The sequence below is a fragment of the Sphingomonas sp. PEI4 genome, assembly GCF_056679955.1.
In genome coordinates this window covers 55,897-74,215 of record NZ_JBWXPI010000003.1, presented here as the reverse complement: position 1 = coordinate 74,215, position 18,319 = coordinate 55,897, and the positions used below count along the sequence as shown (strand labels likewise).

Annotated in this window: 20 protein-coding genes and 4 pseudogenes; 5 read left to right on the top strand and 19 right to left on the bottom strand. The window is 60.3% G+C overall.

Annotation, left to right across the window (positions count from 1 at the left end):
• Positions 1–154: 154 nt before the first annotated feature.
• The gene (locus tag AC1MLZ_RS21490) at positions 155–379 is read right to left on the bottom strand and encodes a hypothetical protein (RefSeq protein WP_480961993.1); all 225 of its coding nucleotides are present in this window, start codon (positions 377–379) and stop codon (positions 155–157) included.
• A gap of 102 nt (positions 380–481) precedes the next feature.
• On the opposite strand from AC1MLZ_RS21490, the pseudogene AC1MLZ_RS21485 reads away from it, so the two are divergent.
• Positions 482–1,479 (top strand): annotated as a pseudogene (locus tag AC1MLZ_RS21485) (DDE-type integrase/transposase/recombinase).
• Between the two features lie 25 nt (positions 1,480–1,504).
• Positions 1,505–1,840 carry a hypothetical protein gene (locus AC1MLZ_RS21480; protein ID WP_480961992.1) on the top strand — a complete coding sequence of 112 codons (336 nt, stop codon included), beginning with the start codon at positions 1,505–1,507 and terminating at the stop codon, positions 1,838–1,840.
• A gap of 480 nt (positions 1,841–2,320) precedes the next feature.
• Here AC1MLZ_RS21480 and AC1MLZ_RS21475 read toward each other — a convergent pair whose 3' ends face one another.
• From AC1MLZ_RS21475 to AC1MLZ_RS21460, 4 genes and pseudogenes are all read right to left on the bottom strand, one after another.
• Positions 2,321–2,464 (bottom strand): hypothetical protein, encoded by a 144-nt coding sequence (locus AC1MLZ_RS21475; protein ID WP_480961991.1) that lies wholly within the window; start codon positions 2,462–2,464, stop codon positions 2,321–2,323.
• Between the two features lie 21 nt (positions 2,465–2,485).
• Complete coding sequence (locus AC1MLZ_RS21470; protein ID WP_480961990.1) at positions 2,486–3,289, bottom strand: retropepsin-like aspartic protease family protein; 804 nt, start codon at positions 3,287–3,289, stop codon at positions 2,486–2,488.
• Between the two features lie 106 nt (positions 3,290–3,395).
• Positions 3,396–3,746: pseudogene (locus tag AC1MLZ_RS21465) on the bottom strand (transposase); the annotation flags it as partial.
• An 81-nt stretch (positions 3,747–3,827) separates the two neighbouring features.
• Complete coding sequence (locus AC1MLZ_RS21460; RefSeq protein ID WP_480961989.1) at positions 3,828–4,190, bottom strand: response regulator; 363 nt, start codon at positions 4,188–4,190, stop codon at positions 3,828–3,830.
• 188 nt (positions 4,191–4,378) lie between these two features.
• Here AC1MLZ_RS21460 and AC1MLZ_RS21455 point away from each other — a divergent pair, with 188 nt between their 5' ends.
• Positions 4,379–4,510: a hypothetical protein gene (locus AC1MLZ_RS21455; protein ID WP_480961988.1), complete on the top strand. Its 132-nt coding sequence runs from the start codon at positions 4,379–4,381 to the stop codon at positions 4,508–4,510.
• A 33-nt stretch (positions 4,511–4,543) separates the two neighbouring features.
• On the opposite strand, the gene AC1MLZ_RS21450 is transcribed toward AC1MLZ_RS21455, so the two are convergent.
• The 7 genes from AC1MLZ_RS21450 to AC1MLZ_RS21420 form a co-directional block, all read right to left on the bottom strand.
• On the bottom strand, positions 4,544–5,542 hold the full coding sequence (locus AC1MLZ_RS21450; protein WP_480961987.1) for a DUF3618 domain-containing protein: 999 nt from the start codon (positions 5,540–5,542) through the stop codon (positions 4,544–4,546).
• Entirely contained in the window at positions 5,542–5,937 is a 396-nt protein-coding gene (locus tag AC1MLZ_RS21445) for a phage holin family protein (protein ID WP_480961986.1), read from the bottom strand. Before AC1MLZ_RS21445 ends, AC1MLZ_RS21450 begins: the two co-directional genes overlap by 1 nt.
• Entirely contained in the window at positions 5,924–6,448 is a 525-nt protein-coding gene (locus tag AC1MLZ_RS21440; RefSeq protein WP_480961985.1) for a hypothetical protein, read from the bottom strand. The genes AC1MLZ_RS21445 and AC1MLZ_RS21440 overlap by 14 nt, the downstream gene beginning before the upstream one ends.
• Positions 6,449–6,532: 84 nt before the next feature.
• On the bottom strand, positions 6,533–6,883 hold the full coding sequence (locus tag AC1MLZ_RS21435; RefSeq protein WP_480961984.1) for a hypothetical protein: 351 nt from the start codon (positions 6,881–6,883) through the stop codon (positions 6,533–6,535).
• Between the two features lie 188 nt (positions 6,884–7,071).
• Positions 7,072–7,983 (bottom strand): YsnF/AvaK domain-containing protein, encoded by a 912-nt coding sequence (locus AC1MLZ_RS21430; protein ID WP_480961983.1) that lies wholly within the window; start codon positions 7,981–7,983, stop codon positions 7,072–7,074.
• A 37-nt stretch (positions 7,984–8,020) separates the two neighbouring features.
• Positions 8,021–8,662, bottom strand: a complete 642-nt coding sequence (locus AC1MLZ_RS21425; protein ID WP_480961982.1) for an OmpA family protein — start codon at positions 8,660–8,662, stop codon at positions 8,021–8,023.
• Positions 8,662–9,048: a YsnF/AvaK domain-containing protein gene (locus tag AC1MLZ_RS21420; RefSeq protein ID WP_480961981.1), complete on the bottom strand. Its 387-nt coding sequence runs from the start codon at positions 9,046–9,048 to the stop codon at positions 8,662–8,664. Before AC1MLZ_RS21420 ends, AC1MLZ_RS21425 begins: the two co-directional genes overlap by 1 nt.
• Positions 9,049–9,219: 171 nt before the next feature.
• On the opposite strand from AC1MLZ_RS21420, the gene AC1MLZ_RS21415 reads away from it, so the two are divergent.
• The gene (locus AC1MLZ_RS21415; protein WP_480961980.1) at positions 9,220–10,689 is read left to right on the top strand and encodes a PAS domain S-box protein; all 1,470 of its coding nucleotides are present in this window, start codon (positions 9,220–9,222) and stop codon (positions 10,687–10,689) included.
• Positions 10,690–11,056: 367 nt separating this feature from the next.
• Here the strand turns inward: AC1MLZ_RS21415 and AC1MLZ_RS21410 are convergent, their stop codons facing one another.
• The 3 genes and pseudogenes from AC1MLZ_RS21410 to AC1MLZ_RS21400 all read right to left on the bottom strand — a co-directional run bounded on the left by AC1MLZ_RS21410 (position 11,057) and on the right by AC1MLZ_RS21400 (position 13,392).
• Positions 11,057–11,239, bottom strand: coding sequence for a DUF6771 family protein (locus AC1MLZ_RS21410; RefSeq protein WP_480962125.1), 183 nt, complete (start codon positions 11,237–11,239; stop codon positions 11,057–11,059).
• Positions 11,240–11,771: 532 nt separating this feature from the next.
• Positions 11,772–12,107 (bottom strand): hypothetical protein, encoded by a 336-nt coding sequence (locus AC1MLZ_RS21405; RefSeq protein WP_480961979.1) that lies wholly within the window; start codon positions 12,105–12,107, stop codon positions 11,772–11,774.
• A 453-nt stretch (positions 12,108–12,560) separates the two neighbouring features.
• Positions 12,561–13,392: pseudogene (locus tag AC1MLZ_RS21400) on the bottom strand (IS5 family transposase).
• A 1,850-nt stretch (positions 13,393–15,242) separates the two neighbouring features.
• Between AC1MLZ_RS21400 and AC1MLZ_RS21395 the strand changes: the two are divergent.
• Positions 15,243–15,350 (top strand): annotated as a pseudogene (locus AC1MLZ_RS21395) (DUF4113 domain-containing protein); the annotation flags it as partial.
• 439 nt (positions 15,351–15,789) lie between these two features.
• Here the strand turns inward: AC1MLZ_RS21395 and AC1MLZ_RS21390 are convergent.
• From AC1MLZ_RS21390 to AC1MLZ_RS21375, 4 genes are all read right to left on the bottom strand, one after another.
• On the bottom strand, positions 15,790–15,975 hold the full coding sequence (locus AC1MLZ_RS21390; RefSeq protein WP_480962124.1) for a helix-turn-helix domain-containing protein: 186 nt from the start codon (positions 15,973–15,975) through the stop codon (positions 15,790–15,792).
• Between the two features lie 351 nt (positions 15,976–16,326).
• On the bottom strand, positions 16,327–16,548 hold the full coding sequence (locus AC1MLZ_RS21385; protein ID WP_480961978.1) for a hypothetical protein: 222 nt from the start codon (positions 16,546–16,548) through the stop codon (positions 16,327–16,329).
• On the bottom strand, positions 16,545–17,030 hold the full coding sequence (locus AC1MLZ_RS21380) for a hypothetical protein (protein ID WP_480961977.1): 486 nt from the start codon (positions 17,028–17,030) through the stop codon (positions 16,545–16,547). Before AC1MLZ_RS21380 ends, AC1MLZ_RS21385 begins: the two co-directional genes overlap by 4 nt.
• A gap of 132 nt (positions 17,031–17,162) precedes the next feature.
• Positions 17,163–18,292 (bottom strand): IS3 family transposase gene (locus tag AC1MLZ_RS21375; protein WP_128082060.1). Its coding sequence is split into 2 segments (ribosomal slippage): positions 17,163–18,031 and positions 18,031–18,292, totalling 1,131 coding nucleotides; the frame shifts between segments, so codons are not numbered across the junction.
• Between the last annotated feature and the right edge of the window lie 27 nt (positions 18,293–18,319).

Genomic DNA, 18,319 nt, shown 5'->3' with positions numbered 1-18,319 from the left:
ACGCATGCCGCGTAGCGTCATGATGACACCGCATCGGGATGGGTCTGGATCAAACGCATAAGCGCGGAAAAGCGGCAGTCTCGTTGCATCAAGGTGCGGCTCTTCGATCCAAGCGTCACGACGAGAGGAATCCGACGTCCTCGGTTTCGCACGCTCATAGCATCAGCCCTACCGGATCACGGCTACGGGAGGCTGCGTCGTAGCCGCGTTGCCACGCTGCGCGCAGACGACTTCCGCGCCGGCCGCTGGGGCTATCATTGCCCATGACAAAGCAGCGCCAACCGGCTTTTTCTGCTTTCCACACCTCGTCGAGCGGTGCTGGCGCAAGCAATGCCATGAAATCGAGGCGGCGCTCTTTTTTTGAAGCTGTCTCGGCCATGTCAGAGATCTTCGCGCAGCATGATCGTCAGCACGGCGGGTGATGCTAGGTGTTTGATCCCAGGGTTTGATGGTGCAATCCTTCCGCTGGAATGGAAGCTGTATGGGACAGGTTCGTTACGGGAGCGCCACGACTACGGACGCAGTCCGAGCAGCAATACAGCGATCGCAAGCTTCGCTCTCGACGCTGAGCCGAGAGCTGGGGATCAAGCCGAAGACGGTGGCGAAATGGCGCAAACGGGCGACGGTTGAGGATCTGAAGACCGGGCCGAAGGCCCCTCACTGCACGACCTTGACCGAAGCCGAGGAGGCAGCGGTCACTGCGTTTCGGCGTCACATATTGCTGCCGCTCGACGATTGCCTATATGCGTTGCAGCCCTCGATCCCGCAGCTGACACGCTCAGCGCGGCATCAATGTCCGCAGCGGCACGGCATATCCGGCTGCCGGATATCGAGGGCGACAAGGCTCTACTGAGCGAAGTCGAAGGGCCAAAGCGGCAGCGCTTCAAGCGCTACCCCATCGGCTTCTTCCGCATGGATATCGCCGAGGTTCAGACCACCGAAGGCAAGCTCTACCTGTTCGTGGGCATTGACCGTACCAGCAAGTTCGCGGTCACTCAGCTGGTCGATAAGGCTGACGGGCGGACGGCCTGGGAGTTCCTTGAGCATCTGCTGAAAGCCGTACCTTACCGGATCCAGACGATCCTGACCGACAATGGCGTCCAGTTTGCTGAGCAGCCGCGCAATTGTAATACCGCCTGGTCGCGTCAGATGCGCTTCGACATGATCTGTGACGAGCACCGGCTCACCAAGGCTCTCCCGAGCAAAGCCGAGGGGCCGAACCGTCCCTGGACCAACGGTCAGGTCGAGCGGATGAACCGCACTATCAAGGACGCGACGGTCAAGCGCTTCCACTATGAGAGCCATGAGCAGCTACGGGTGCACTTCGCCGACTTCATGGCGGCCTACAATTTCGCCCGTCGACCCAAAACGCTCAGTGGCCTTACGCTGTACGAATACGTCGCCAAAATCTGGAGGTCAGAGCCGCACAGGTTCAAAGCAAACGCTTTGATCGGACAGATTGTCGCTGTGAAACGTTGAGTGAAGAACATCAGGGGGATTTGTCATGAGATTGCAATCGAAAGAGCTCGCAACCATAGCCTGGCTGAAGAAGGAGCAACGTGAGGCAGTGCGGATCATTGTCGATTGGCAGGCGTCAGTCACCGTTGGTCAATTCGGCCCCAAGAGGGTCAAAATCACTGACTGTACAAGTCGCGGTTGCCGCATCGAAACTGATCTTGCGGCGGCCGTCGGCACATTCGTGCATGTCGCTCTCCCGCTTTTCACAGACGTTCCTGGCTGGGTCGCGTGGAGCAGTTCTGACGCTTTGGGCATTGACTTCAGTCACCCGCTCCCGAGCAGGGTTCTGGAATATATTATCGAGCAAAACGACCCGTTCTGACGCTAGAGGCACGAGGCTTTAGGTCGGTTGAGGCTGCTGGTCGTCATCATCCGGATGGTACGGAGGCTTATGATGGAAGTGCAAGTCCTGCCCGGTCTCCCGCCCGTGGTATCCCGCATAATGCGCCGGATCGTGTTGTTGCCCTTAAAGACCTAACTGGGCATGCACAGCTTTCGCGATGCAACGGGGGTGATCGGCAGCGCAAAGCGCGGTGCGGATGCACCTCGCGAACCAGCCGGGCAGTTGGTTGAATATGCTTCGTGCATTTGGCACAAGGTTCACCCGGATATCATCGTGCTTGAGAGTGCGAACGAACGCCTCAGTCATGCCGTTCGATTAACGGCTGCTGAGCGGGGCTGTTCGCGGGATCAATCCGATGCGCGGGCAAAGACGCGCGTGATTTCAGGCGGTGTAGCAGCTGCCGTTATCAATGAGCTATTCGATCGGTTCGAACATGCGATTCACCTGTTCGTGGCAATGCTAGACGGTAGCGACCATCGAGTCCTGGACGTCCGCGGCGGTGATGCCGTAGATGGTCATGCGTCCGCGCACGTGCAGCGGCAGCTTGTCGGCCTTCGCCGTGGTGTAGGCCAGCGGATCGATGCGATGACCGATTGGGACCATGATGTCTCTCCTGGGATAGTGTCAGCGCGAGGCGTACTGGACGCCCCGGGGGATGATAGTCATGACGCCGTCCTCGATGACAACGCGGCCGAGCCGGGCAATCTCGGTCTGGCCAAGAAGAGTGTACGCAATGCCACGCTGGCCGATGCGCGCGATCATGCTGCCAAACTGCTGTCCGGCGACTTCCATCGAGAATAGCCTGGCGACTGCCACGGTAGTCATGCCGCCGATGCCGACGGCCTGCTCGTTGCGGATGATCGACTGATAGGCGCCGACCGCCTGTGCCGCTTCTGGCGTGAGCAGCGTGTAGGTGGCCCCGGTATCTATGATTGCCTTGATCGCAACGCCGTTGATGCGGATGTTCGCGATGAAGTGCCCGCTCCAGCCATCGCGTTTGATGCGCATGACCCGGGGCATCGATGACGGCTGGTCGTCCGAGAGTTCAGACAGGTCCGGTTTTAGGCGTGGTGGTACATAAGCAGGCTGGCGATAGATGGCCTGCTGGTAGCTCGGAGTCCGCGCCGCGTAGGCAACGCGCTGTGGTTCGACGTGCGTGACGACCTTGCGCGAAAGGATGCGACCGTGGTCGTCCTCCTCGACAGTTTCGGTAGTGACGACGACGCCGGAGGCGACTTCGACGCCGCTCTGGCCGTCCCATGGCTGATCGGAAATCTGCTGCTCACCGCCCGGCGAATAGGTGATAATGCGCATTGTGCCCGCGGGTACGTCGATGGACTCGCCGTTGACGGTGACGCGCACCTGCGCGATGGCAGGCGCCGCCACGATGACCGCGGCGGCGATAGCCAGAATGCGGGGCATGATCATGCGCTCCCGATAGGACACAGAGGTTGAGGTCCGGTAAACTTAATGCGGCGATGGTCTCGCCGAGCCGAATAGGCAGATCTGGCCGCGCGTAGTTGGTGCCCTTGCTGTCGATCAACATATGCAGACAACCTGTACCTGCGCGACCGTCAAGCGACATCGTCAATGTCTTTTGCCGCCGGCACAGCGGCGCAAGCCAATCCAACTTCGTAAGTTTCAGCAGGCTCGCAACCAGCCCGTTAACTGCCGCAGCGGAAGACCAACCACCAATTTCAGCGTCAGGCAAAACCCTGATCGCGGTATCCGAGAGTCGCAGCGGCCGACCAGGACGACCACCCGGTGCCGACAGCCACTGCATAGCTGGGTCAAACCATACCTCCAGCGATCCGCGCCGCTTCAGCGCTGCGTTATGTTCGTTCCAGTTCGTCGTGTGGCGTGCTGGCCTGGGCGTCCTCGCCACCTACGCTCCGGGATTCGCTTAGTGAATCCCAGAGCGGTCACGCAACAAAGTCCTACTCATACGCGTAGCCCTCCTACCGGATTACAGCAGCGCGCCCACCGCGTTCAAGAAGCGCGCCAAGGTTATCGGCTTCGAGATATAGGACCGTGCGCCGGCTACCCGGATCCGTTCCTCATCGTCGGGTCCGGCATAGGCGGTCACGGCCATTACCGGGATCGTTCGCAAGTCCTTGTCGCTCATTATCTCAAGGATCAGCTCGTAGCCTGTGATGTACGGCATCTGGATGTCCATGATGATCAAATCAGGGCGAAAGTCACGGGCCCGGGCCAGAGCTTCGCGGCCGTCGCGTACCGGCTCGACGACGAACTCATGCGCTTGTAATAAGTCGCAGAACAGCTTCAGGTTAAGCTCGTTGTCTTCAACGATAAGCACCCGTTTAGCCATAAGGTGTTCGGCCCTACAAAACTGGAATATGCTTCTGGAAAAAAGTATTTTGATGCAAGATGTTCGCTACAGATCGTGCTCGCCGTTGCACAAACTATGGCGTGCCAGCTTTGCCGGCACTCAACAGAGCCTGTGAGGAGGCAGCATCACCTCCTACCGCAAGACGCGAAGAGGGAGCGCCTTGTAGGATGGGCTTTACCGCGCCGGAGGCGGGCGGCACCCGATTCTGCAGCGACCAGAAGAAGATGATGATCATGCCGACCGTAAGGGCGATGATCATCGCCGCAAGCAGCATGCCAATCGAGCGCGAGTTCATGTGAGGCTTCCCTAGAATGATGCTCGCGCCCGAACGTTTATGCCTGACCGAACTGGGTTAACTGTTGCGACGCTGGTTCGCGTTTCGCCGCGCCCTTGCCGGCTTCCAGAGCGTCGGCTGCCACCTGCTTGACGCTTCCAACCAGTTCGCCGCTCTTCAGGGCTGCCACTGCTTCGCCGATCGGCTTGTCCGCGGTAAGTCCTTCGCGGCTTGCACTGTCGCGAGCGGTGTCGAGCACTTGATTGACAACCTGGCCGCCCTTGTCCGCCAAGTCCTGCGCCATGTCTCGGCCCGTAACTTTGAGCTTGCCGGCAGCAGAGCCAAGAGCACGCTCCTCGGCGTTCGAGGTGGGTAGCAGCGACCCGACGATCAGGCCGGCGACAGCCGCGAGACCGCCGAGTGCCAGGGGGTTCGACTTCAGCGATGCGAAGCTAGTGCGGGTGTTCTGGGCCATGTTCCGGCTCCTTTGATGAAGTGTGTAAGCGCCACGTTCTAACTGCTCGCCTGCGCCTGATACGGCGCCGGCGAGGCCTGCTTGCGCGTCATGCGACGTCTCACGTAACCGCTGGCGTGCCGACGCGAGCGCCTGCGTGATGCGTTCGCCGTAGGCCGACGATGGCTCGGCAGGGTTGCGCTCGACCCCGAGAACACGACCGCGGGCCACGTAGAGGCGTTCGTTGAACGCGTCGTCGTGTTCGCCTTCGGAGCGCTGTACCTGGTTTTCGGCAAGCCGTAGACGGGCAGACAGATCATCCGCCGGGTGCGCCCCGCGGCCGCCTGTGCGCTGGTTCGGCATCATCAACCATGCAAATCCGACACCGACGAGCGCCACCGCCAAGGGGTTGGCTTTGGCACGGACGATGAGGTTTTCGGTGAATGCACCGCCGTCATTGCCGCCGATGTGCGAAAACGCATCGTTGACGAGCTGTGCTGGAGACATCTTGTCCTGCAACGCATCGAGCCGCTCGTCCATGCGCGCGCGGGTGCGTGCCAGATCCTGCTCGATCTGATCGGTGTCGGCGTGTTCGTTGGCCATCAGATATGCTCCTTGACGATATGTGCGTCGCGCTGGACGCTGGCGATCGTGCGCTCGGGCTTGATGTTCTGGAGAGACAGTCTGGCGATAGCGGCCCGGGCGATGAGCCCGCCGACCAGCACGATCACCACGCCGACGATCAACAGCGCCGCCCAGGTCGGAATCCACTTCGCCAGCAATGCCGCGCCGCCTTCGAGCAGTACGACAAGCCCGGCAAAGGCGACCAGGGCTCCGCCCACGGCCGCGATCGCTGCCGTGATGAGCCCGTGAATCTTCTGGTCGATCTCCGCGCGCGCCAAGGCCAACTCACCGCGCACCAGATCCTGAATATCGCCCGCAAGCCCGCTGGCGATCTCCCCGATGCTATCGGATCCGCGTAGATCAGCGTTGGCCATGACCAACCTCCGGCACGACAGGCAGATCGTCGCTGCTCACGTCCGCTGCCACGACCTTGCCGAAGCGCGCAACCGCAAATCCCGCCACAAGCGAGGCGCCGATGAACAGCCCAGGCTGACGCCGCGCAAAGCCCTGGACCTGCTGGAGCAGATCGGCAGGGTCGGTTTCGCGCAAGGAGTTGGCCAGAGTTCCAAGCTCCGTGCCGCCACGCGCAATGGCGCCAGCGATCCAGTCCTGCTTGCCTGCGAATTGTTCGCTGCTTTTGCTCAGGCTTTCCGCCACCTCATCAAAGCGATCAGCAATGCCGGCCTTTCGGTCGGTAGCCGAGCTGGTGAGACGCTGTTTTACCTGACCGGCAATCCCGGCTGCTGCCTGCTTTGCGCCAGCGACCGGCATGGAGCCGGCCTGTGGCGGAGCAAAGGAAGGTTCCGGGATCGGGCTACCAAGCGCGGGGTTAGGAATGGTGGCCTGAGGCGCCTGATAGCTGGCTCCAAGTGTCGTATCGGTCATGATGTTCGCTCCTGTATGATGTCGTTACGTCTGCCGGGCAGCGCGGGTGCATAGGCGTCGGAAGCGGCTAGGCCTTGGCGCTGCTCACTTTCCGCGGATGACATCGGCTTGCTGGTCGAGCGCCCTGGCCTGCCCCTTGGCCTGCTGGCGTAGTGCCTTGGCCTGACTCTCGAGTGCGTCGGCCCGCTGGTCAGCCGACGTCTTGATCTCGTCGGCACGATCTTCAGCGGCGTCCGCCTGAGCTTCAATCGCCTGTGCCCGATCCTTGGCTGTACGATCCCGGATCTCACCGAGACGTTCCTGCGGCCCGGCCTCGATGACCCCGCTGGCGTTCACAGCCGCATCAGCCTTCTCGCCTGCATTCTCACGAGGGCCGTCACAGGCAGCGAGCAGACCGCAGACAATCAGAGCTGAAGTTGAGAATTTCCTGTTCACGCCTCAGACTCCTGCGGCATAATAGTGGAGCGGACGATGGTGCTCATCGAGCATAGCGGCGTCGCCGAATTGGCGCGTGCTGACGACCAAGCCCGGCGTCACAGAGTTCGGCTGCATCGCCGTGCTCCCTGTTATTGTAAGTAAGCGCCAGCCCGCGCAGGCGTGAGCCTGCGCGGGTGCACCAGGTCTTAGTAGCCCTTGGTCGTCGTACCGAAGGTCGAGCCCGTGGACGTGTCTACGTCACTGTCGCGATCGACCTCGACGTCCGTCTTGCGAACGGTGTCGTCGATGTTCTCGACATGCTCTTCGGCGGTTTTGGAAACGACGACTTCCTCGACCACGCGCGCGTTCTTGCCGACGACGGCTTCCTCACCCGTGGCCGTCATGTCGATCGAGCGCTCACGAAAGGCGTCGCCGTCTGCTGCCGAGAGCGGCAGGTCGACAGAGCGGCGCTCGACGTTGAGGCGCTCGTTGCGCAGGCGGATCTGCTCGTGCACCGGCGTCTCGGTGACGTAGGAGCGTACTCGCACGCCACCACGATCGACGTCGCGCTTGCCGACAACAAGCTGCTCTTCAACTACCGGGATAACCTCTTCACGCTCACTGCTGCCGACGTGATCGGTCGAGCCGACTCCACCCATGGCACGATCATCGCCACCGCCGGTTGCGGGTGCGTTCGAGCCGAATGCGCCGAGAGCAGCGCCCGTACCAACGCCTGCACCCGTTGCCGGAGCGGAATAATCCCAGCCCGACGAACGCCACTGGCCGGAGCGATCATCGATGTCGATCGAGCCCGCGCCTTCCAGAACACGCACGGCTTCGTCGACGCGGTCGTCGTCGACGTCTGCGGTCAGCAGCACGCCGCCACGGCGCAGGCCTTCTTCATACGTGTGACGATCTTCGTCAGGCAGGAATGCATTCTTGATCGAATCCCAGACGCCACGATCTTCGTGGGTCGAGTAACCCTGCTCGCGGTGGCCGCTGCTAGTCTTGTCATGGATATGGACGTGTTCGGCATCGACATTGGCGCTCTCGAGGCGTGCCTTGGCGGCCTCTGCATCCGAACGGCTGTCGAACATGGCAGTGATGGTGCTGGACATGATTTTACTCTCCTGGCTTGTGAAACGAGAAAGGGATTTAGCGAGCCGTCACGACGAGTTCGGTGCGACGGTTCTCAAAACGGCCACCAGCTGTGGCGTTGGTATCAACCGGATCTGTTTCGCCGCCCGACACGGTCTCGATGCGACCGCCGTCGATGCCCTTGCCAACGAGCGCAGCCTTCACGCTGTCAGCGCGTGCCTTGCCGAGTGCGGCGTTGGCGGCATTGTCCCCGCGTGCGTCCGCGTAACCAGCAATACGGATACGCGTGGTCGGGTACTTCGCCAGCGTTGTCGCAACCTCGTTCACTTCGGCTGCGTCAGCTGCGCGAATTTCGCTCTTGGCGGTGTCGAAGTTCAGCTTCTCAAAGGTAAACGTCCGTGGCGTCGCCTCTGCGCCGGCAAGATAGCTACCGAGACCGGCAATGCCGACGAGCGCCGTGGCATTTGCAGCATTCGGCGTTGCAGCGACGACCTCGGTCGGCTGCTGGGCAGCGGCGGTCGTGTTATCGATCGGCGCGACTGCAGCGGGTTCGTCCCGGCCGCAGCGACTGAGCGCGAATAGGAGGGCGAGAATACCAAGCGCAAGAAGAAGCCACGGCAACCAGTTGAAGCCCTTCTTCTTCTCGATATGAATATGGCTCGGCGCGCCGTCAGGCCGCCGGTCGTTGGGCATGGGCATCAATGCTTCTCCTGGTGTTCTAAATCTTCGCGCTCGATCTCGACGCGCGTGCGGCGCAGTGTCGTCGGCAGTTCGACCGCCTGGTGCTCCACGGCACGGCGAAGATGCAGTTCTTCGACCAGGAAGAGGCGCTTCTCGACGACGAGCCGCTCTTCCAGCACCGGCACGATGGTCACATCGCCTTCAGTGCGAATGGCCGGAGCCTCTGCGACTTCCTCGTCCTTGGGGACGCGGGTGATCTCGACATGCTCGCGGCGCACTTCGTCACGGACGAGCACCTGCTCCTCATCGGACGACGTGCGCACGTTCACTCGCTCGGTTTCGACCGAACGCTTGTGGATCGTCGCTTCTTCTTCCACGATGGGTATGGTTAGATGGTCGGACATGGCTGGCCTTGAGATTAAGCCAGCAGAACATTCCCGCCGATGCACTGTTCCGTCTAAAGTTAACGAACAAACATGGGTTATAGTAAGATCTAACTATAGGTACTGGTACAACTCAATCGCGAGCTTTCCTTCATACAGGAACAATCGACCGCTACGCTGCGCTTGGAGTGCATGACCCAACCTCTTCCTCGCGTTCTGACTGGCAACACACTCCTTCATCTTGAACAGCTGATCAGCGGGCTGACCGCAGGTGTGATCCTCGTTGACCTCAGCGGCAGCATCCTCTGGGCAAATGACGCAGCGCTTGCCATGCACGGTGTCGGCAAGCTGGAGGATCTCGGGGCGACAGCAGACGAATACGCCACGCGCTTTTCGCTCAGCCTGCGCAATGGCCACCGCCTCGCCAGTCGAGACTACCCCATCATGCGAATCCTGGCTGGAGAGACCATTCCCGACCTGATTGTCGAGGTAGCGGCAAGCGGCCCACAGGAGGCCCGCTGGACTCATCATATCCGGGACGTTCTTCTGACCGGCGACGACGACGAGCCTGACTGTCTGGCCCTCGTTATCCAGGACGTGTCGGAACAGTTCGAGGCAGAAGAGCGGTTCGAGGCGATGTTCCAGGCCAATCCAGCGCCTGCCCTCATCCTGCGTCTGGCCGACCAGCGCTTCGCTCGCGTCAATACCGGCTTCCTCGAGATGACCGGTTATCCGCGCACAGCTATCGTTGGCCGCAGCCTCTACGACCTCGACATCTTCAATGGTGCAAAGATGCTCGTGCTCGCCAAGGAGCGTCTGGCGGCAGGCAAGACGATCCCGCAGATGGAAGCCGAGCTGCCGCTGCCCGGCGGGCAGACGGGTCTGGTCGTCCTCGCGGGGCAGCCGATCGATATCGGTGACGACAAGTGCATGCTGTTCACCTTCACCGACCTTGAGCCGCGGCGAAAGGCTGAACGCTCATTGCGGGACAGCGAGACGCATTTCTCCACGCTGTTCCAGATGGCGCCGGTTGCGATGGCACTCACCTCGCCCGATGGACACCGCATGATCGAGGGTAACGAGGCATTCTGGCGGCTGACCGGTTACAGCGCGACCAGCTTTGTCGGGCGTGCTGCCGGCGATCCCGAGCTGTGGGCGGATATCCAGGATCGTAACGCCGCGGAGCAGGAGATCGAGCATGGTGGCGGGGTCCGCAACCGCGACGTCCAGCTGCTCGATGCCAGGAACCAGCCGGTCGACTGCCTGCTTTCCGCCGAACGCATGGTGCTGCGCGGCGAACAATGCACGCTGTGGCTCTTCCAGGACATCTCTGCCCGGCGGAGCAGTGAACTGGAGCTAGTTGCCGCGATAGAGGCGGTGATGACGGATGCCAGTTGGTTCAGCCGTTCCATCATGGACAAGCTTGCCAGCCTGAAGAACCCGCATCACTGCGAGTCGAAGAAAGAGGTGCAGGAGCTGACGCCGCGGGAGCGCGAGGTGTTGGCGTTGATCAGCGAGGGGCTCGATGACAAGGCTATCGCGCATCGTCTGGCCCTCTCTGGGAACACCGTGCGCAACCACGTCGCCAGCATCTACAGCAAGATTGGCGTCAACCGTCGGCCAGCCGCAGTAGCATGGGCGCGCGATCGCGGCGTCTCCTGAGCCCTTAGGCTAACATGTCGCGAAATGCTGGTTTTCACGAGACGCAAACTGCTGCCGGCTATCGGAATGATATGTGTTGCAAACACCTCAGACCGTCCGAAAACGTCATGAGGGATTCCGTTTACTAAGAATGGACATTCTCGCGCCCCTGTCTGTTTATGTAGGCGTGGTTAGAGCCGACTCCGCGACAGGCGTACGTCCAGCGTTGTCAGAAAAGACTGTCTTGCGCGTTTTACTGCGTGAACCGGATTGGCTCTGTTCCGCATCATAATAGTGCGGAAAGACAGTAATGAACCGGGGAGTTTTTCGGGCCTCACCGATTCCCGGTCAAACGGTCCCGCTTTGTTTGGCGGCCGCCTTTAAAGCATCACCACGGCAATGGCATCTGCGTGGCCTCAGGATTCAATGGCTGGAACAGGCCACCGTAGACATGCTGCGCGACTGTTAATTGAGCAGCTGCTCGCAAGCTCTCGTTCGGTGCCGTGAGGCCAATCAACGCCCACGTGGGAGCGCCGTCGATTAGCAAGGCTATCCGCTCCGCAGTGATCATGCCGCCCATTAGGCGGAGTCGGTTGAGTAGGTTGCGTACGTGATAGGCCACGGCGCGCGAATTCGGCTTCGATCGGTGTCAACAAGGACTCAGTGCCGTCCTCAATCGCTTGAAAATAGATCGTCTGCATCTCGCATGGGCGGATGTCAGGCAGGATCTCAGCGATCAGATTACGGGTCTGACTGCAGGGCCGTGCGCCGCTGCGCATCGACTCAGGTGCGTGTTCCATGTGCCGCCCATAGTGGAACAGATAAAGAACACAATAAGAGTGGCACGACTGAGAGGCCCGCCGCGCGGACCTCGGATAACTCAGGTTAGTTACGGGATGTCTCCGGGGAAAGCCCCGATCAGACGAGTTGTACGCACCTCCCAGTATACGCGGATATGGATGGGGCGTGGCACGCGCTCCGTACGCATACTCGAGATCTACGTCTCCGCTCGGAACTACCTCGAAATGGTTCAGATAAACGTAACGGTGACCGCACGGACAGTCAGTCCGCCAATCGATCTAGCGATTTACGTAGAACATGGTTCAAAACGGATTGTTCTGCTCTATGATATACTCAAGAACTTTCCCCGGCAGAGGATGCGCGAAGTCGACGCCTATTGCCGCCGGGCTGCTCCATGCAACCCAACCCTGTACATCAGTGAACTTCGGTATCACGACCTGAACGAACGTGCCGACCGTAATAGCCAGGTCGGTCGCAATCCGGCAGCCGCGACTGGTACAATCCGTGATCCTTACCGCGCGCGAGCCAAACTTGTCAGCGGCGACCGTTGCCTCCCAGTCTACCACGATGCGGACGGCAGCTCGCTGGTCTTTCCCCGTCCACCCTGGAGCGGCAAGTTTGAACGATCGAAGTGTCACTATGGGCTTCCTTGCACTGGCCGTCCACGTTGCCTTACGAAAGTAGGTCTAAAGGAGCCGTAAACCGCCAATCGATTCATCGGCGCCTTGCTTGTATTTTGAGGTGGTGCGTAACGCGTCAATCCAATCTGTTGGGCAGCGACGATTACTACTCAAATTGCGGAATCGTATGATCGGTCGCAGATCATGACATTCGACTCGTTCCCCGGTGATCGGATCGCGAGCTCGTTGAGCGCCGGATGCTGGTGGCCGAGATAGATAGCCTCGTTGTCGCCTATGTGGCTTGGCAGCACGGAGGCTGTATCGGTAAGGATCACGTCAACAAGCTCGTTGTCGCCGATGGATACCGGCGCCGCGGGATCGCGCAGGAGTAGATTGGCGCACTGAACGCCGTGCTGGCAGGGCATGTATTTATTTCGACGGGAGCGCACAATGTTCGCGCTGTCGCGTTGCTCATGGATACAGGCTGGGCTGCCGCTGGCTAGAGGCGAGGGCAACGGCGTGTTTCATCATGAGGCAGGCGAAGGCGACGACGTGAAGTCCCGCGAGTGTTTCGGCATATCGTTCGTAGTCTTTGACGAGCCGCCTGAAGCGGGTCGCCCATGCGAATGACCGTTCGACAAACCCAGCGTCGCGGCAAGAGGACGAAGCCGCGTTTGGCTTAGGGCAGTTTGACGACCTCGAGTGCTATACCGTGTTTGGCTGCGGCATTGGCAGCACGCTCACGGGTATAACCCTGGTCGATCCAGGCGAGCTCGACCGCGTCGTTGGTGACGGCCTGCACGGTACGCGCGAGCCGTTCCACCTCGCCGCGATCCTCCGCGCTGGCCGGCGTGACGTGGAGCGCCAGCAGATGGCCCAGCGTATCGACGGCCATGTGGATCTTCGAGCCCTTCTTGCGCTTCCCACCGTCATAGCCGGCACGCTCACCGCTCTCGGGCGTGGAGCGCAGCGTCCCACTATCGATGATCGCGGCGGTCGGCTCGGCCTTGTGGCCCGCCGCGAGGCGCAACACCGCGCGCGGGTCGTCGACCAGCGCTTCGAAACATCCTGCCGCCAGCCAGCGCTGCGTCTGCTGGTACACCGCCGCCCAAGGCGGCAGGTCGTTCGGCATCCACCGCCACGGCGCACCGGTCTTAACGATGTAGCGCAGACCGTTGAACACCTCGCGCAGGTAATGCGCCCGCTGACCGGCATCCTCACGCTGCAACAGCAGGTACGGCGCAACCAGCGACCACTCCTCGGTGCTGACATCCGACGGATACGGCTTGCGGCAGATGCTCATCCAATAACGGATGAATCAAGCCCGCTTCCAAGTCCATAACAGCCTCTAGATAGTAGGGTTGTTACCGATGGAAAAGACTGAGTTGTTTTCTACAGCGACCTATAGCCGGCAGCGCCCGTAACGACTGAGTTGCTGTCACAATGGTGCACGGTGCCGGGAACAGCAGTGCGGGGTTCGGCGCTCGATTACGAGCCCGTGGAACAGACCGATCTTGATCAAGTGATAAGCGCCCCGCGTGTCCGTGTGACTGAAGCAGGCGGGGCGCTGAGGTACTCGGCACTGGAAGCAAGGGCTTCAATGATCGCTGTAGCGATGCTTTCCTAATATGCGGTAAAGCATCCCGCCCGTTCCGTGTGACACCAAGATGCCCCGGGCGGGATGCCGAGCATCAACCGTCTTGGTTCGGCTGGCTCTCTCTCAAAGCTCACAGGTAAAGCACTTGCACGCAAGCGTCGTAGGTGCCGAGATTCCCGGATCGGGACAGCAGTCCTCAACCAGTGTACCGCTGGCAAGCGATCGCACGCTGCAGCGGTCTCGGATATTCGACCTAGTGCTCATTCAAGCGCACCCCGTTACGATGTAGCCGCATTTAGATGTCCAACCGCTGCGTCAGCGACATTCCCCATGTGATGCTGGCGCCAGTTCCGATCTCACGGAACAGCGGCACCCGAGGCGATTGCAGCACAGGAGAGCGAGCGACCGCCCGGCAACGTGCATCGGGCAACCACGCGGCTGTAGCTCTTACCGGTTGCCTCGCACCGCAGCGTTTTCCGCAGTTCGCCCCCCGCCCCCTACCGAGACTTATTACCGTCATGGCACCACGCTAACCGCCGCCTTAGGCAGACCAACCGGGGAGCAACATCGGATCACATCGAACCAATATAAGCTTTCTTCAAACCACGACGGTTGCGATAGCGCTTTGCGGAACCTTAACCTAGTTTAAAGTTGATACCCAGAAAGGGTTCGGGAAAACGATAATGCGAGAGTATCGTATTTATGTTCTCGATAATATCGGGAAAATCATTGAGCGCATCGATTTAGAATGCCCAAATGATGCGGAGGCCGTGTCGGACGGAAAGATATACGCCCGGAAAAATGATGTAGAGATTTGGTGCGGTCAGAGAGTCGTTACCGTTCTCCATCCTCTAGCCTGATTGAGACCGCCGCACGACTTCCTCTGAAAACTTTTGAGGCGCGGAGTCATTCGCAGGCGGAATGTGTGTTATGTATGAGCCTCGGTTGCCTTCTCGAATGACTCCATCGGGCGCTTGGTCATGCCATCGAACCAATAGGGAACCACTTTTCCCCACTTCGAGGTCGTAGGGATGATTTCTCATTGCCCTCGTATCAACGCCTAGCTCGCTGGCAACACGAGAACGCTGCTTTTCCATTTCGTCGTTTGTCATAATCTGTCTCAGTCCCGTCTCGGGTTCGATACTGGCGCGACAAACCTTCCAAAGAGGGGGATTGATCCTGTCTATTTCTTACCAAAGCTACATTAGCGTCAAACGGTTGGCCTTGCTCGACCGAACGAAGACAACGCGGGAGCGGTCGCCCTTCGAGAATCCACGATTTTTCAGGATCGCTCAGCACATTCTCGAGGGCTTCGAACACCATTGAGCTTACGATAGTGCCTTACGAGTCGTAGGATCCGCGCACTGTTCGGAGAGATATTCGTGTTGCGGCGCCATGCGACGCAATGTCGAAAATCTGGATTCAATCATGGCCACCCCGCTGATTCGTCGGGAGATTATTCGCAAGCCTAAGAGTGGATCAAGCCGGTTACGGCGTTCCGTTCCTTGATTACGGCGTGATGCGCGTACCGATCTCGGACGTTAGGCACGTGGACGGCCGTGACGGCGTCGCAGGGGTTCATGCGCGAGTGGAAGAAGCGGTCTGAGATGCCGTCGCCAGCGTGGACGACCGACATCTCCCAAGTACCAACGGTTCGTGCTTAACTCACGCCTTGCTTGCGCGCGCCGACGATCATACCCCGTGCTATCTGGCGAACTGCCTCGTTATCCTTGATCTCATCCGTTGCAGGATCACCCAGATGGTCGAGGCTTTGTTCCCCGCTGCCAGTTGAGGAGGTCACTCCGTATGCTCGGGCTGGCAGCAATTCCACAACGACCGACTGGATTGAAGACTTTCGCGACGAGGCTCTGGCCGCAGCAAAACGGAAGAAAGATCCGTACCGTCTGAGCGATACTATCCTGACGGCGGACTCAGCGGATACCCAAACCGCTTCCTAACTTCTGTTTCACTGCGCGAACCTATCTGGTATCGCGCTGGTATCGCAAACCGCCCATCCCGACCGCCGGCTATGGCGATTTGCCTGCACCCTCCCCTCGTAAACCGTTCGAAACTGCAGCATCGGGAGCAATCGCACTGCAGAGGTCAGGGGTGATCAGGGCGGAGCATCGCCCAAGCTTCCAAGCCAACGGATCGTGCCAGCGTCTCGATCGTGTCTAGGGTCGGGTTCGCCCGTCCGTTCTCGAGCATTGAGAGGTAGGTTGCCGCAATTCCTGTTCGCTCAAAGATCTGCACTTGCGTCAGGCGAAGCTCGCGGCGTCGCTGCTTCATACGCTTCCCGAACAGTCGAGCAGTCGGGGACAAGCCATCGTCCAGGTATATGGTTTTGGTCATATGCGCAGGACCTTTATCAAACCGCTCGCCCCCCACAAGTCGCGTCATCTCGTGGAACGTAAGCGTGGACCTCGGGTTAGCCATGACGCGCGGGACGCCGCAGAACGCTGTGCCTCCACTGAAACGGGTTAGACAGTGTGGATCGGCGTCGAAAGTAGGACCCCAATAGCCTTTTGCCAGCTATTGATTCTGCGTCGAAACCTTACATAACCCGGGATCGCGATCGGCTCCGATCGGGACCTCTTCATTACCCATACTTTTTCAAAAGATTATAGGAGGTTGGATCGCTCAGACCGGGGTCCTGCTTCCCGCGCCGATCCACACACCAGGCTCTGCGCGGGTGAAGAACGCCGCGGCATCCGCGGCCTTCAGCAGCGCGCTCAAACGGTCGGTGTCGAGCGCACCGAGAGCCATGGTCCGCTCAGCGACGAGGCCTAGGAAATGCGCGAACCCACCGGTCACCGACAGGCCGATCAGATCGCCGTCGCACGTGGTCGAGATGGCGGTCACGGCCGCGGCGCGGCGTCGCGAAGTCGTACCCCGGTCGCAGCCTTGCGGGCATCGAGACGGGCATGGCGTTCGTCGAGGATCGCCTCGATCATCTCGCCCCGGCGCAACACCCGGTCACGACCGCGCGACGGGGTGCCACTCAACCGCTCCAGTGCCGCATCGATGAGATCGTCACCCATGGTTTCCCTGGCTACCGCCAGCCAGCGGGGTGGCAGGTAGGGATAACGCTCGCACCATGCCCGGCGGATCATCAGGGCGGTCAGCCACACAACCGTCACCAGGGAGAGGACGAGTAGTATTCCGGCGATAATTCGGCTGCCGGTCACTTTGACGACCGGAAACGCCACGATGGCGCTGCTGATGCCGAACCCGATTGCCCAGGGTGACGGCATCCGCCAGTTGGCCATGTCGCTGCGCACTGCGACCCGGTCGAGCATGCCAATGGGGGCCTGTGCGCCCGTGTCAGTCACGCCAAGGATCATGCTCACCTCCCATGCTGCCGAAGACTGTGTCGTGCCACCCCCGTGCGATGATCGTCGAACGACGATCTTGAGAGGTGGCCCCGGTTGTCTGAACAGGCTCGCGGTCTGGATAAGTGGATCGCCGCTGGTTGATCATGCCGCTGCGAGAAGCGGCTGGTCGAAGTATACCTGGTCCGGTGTCCTGGTACCAAGGGCTGAATGTGGCCGGATGCTGTTATAAAATGCAAAGTATCGGCCGATGCCGGCGCGTGCTTCCGGGACTGAGGTGTATGCGTTGAGGTACACGTCCTCGTATTTCACCGAGCGCCAGAGGCGCTCCACGAACACGTTGTCGCGCCAGCAACCCTTTCCATCCATGCTAATGGCGATCTTCTCTCGGTGAAGGACAGCGGTGAAAGCCGCACTGGTAAATTGCGAGCCCTGGTCGCTGTTGAAGATCGTAGGCTTGCCATAACGGGCGAGCGCTTCCTCCAGTGCCTCGATACAAAACGCGACATCCATTGAGATCGACACCCGCCAAGCCAGCACCCGCCGGGTAAACCAATCGACGATAGCGACCAGATAGACGAAACCGCGCGCCATGGGCACATACGTGATATCGGTCGCCCAAACTTGGTTCGGCCGCGTCACCGCCAGCTTGCGCAGCAGATAGGGATAGATCTTGTGACCCGTCGCCGGTTTCGACGTGTTCGGACGGCGGTAGATCGCCTCTAGCCCCATCCGCTTCATCAGCGTCGCAACATGCCGTCGTCCGATGCTCACATCCTCCTGACGGAGCAGATCGCGCAGCATCCGGCTCCCGGCGAACGGATAGAGCAGATGAAGTTCGTCGATCCGGCGCATGATCGCCAGGTCAGCCGAGGATACAGGCCGCGGAAGATAGTAGATGCTGCCGCGGCTGATCTCGAGCTGCTGCGCCTGATGGGTCAGCGGCAACTCATGGTCACGGTCGATCATCGCTTTGCGCTCGGCAACAGACCGGCCTTCCCGAGCGCACCGGCCAAAAAATCGTTCGCCAGCGTCAGCTCACCAATCTTGGCGTGCAGCACGGTTATATCGACCGCTGGTTCGCTCGCTGCCGGAACCGCTCCGAACACGTCTGCCGCCCCCTCCAGCAGCTTGGACCGCCACTGGTTGATGAGGTTCGGGTGCACCTCATACTCCTGCGCCAGCTCGGCCAGCGTCTTCTCACCCTTCACAGCAGCCAGCGCCACCTTGGCCTTGAATGCCGGACTGTGGTTCCGGCGGGGTCGCTTGCTCATCTTGCTTCCTCTTCGCGGCCAGCATGG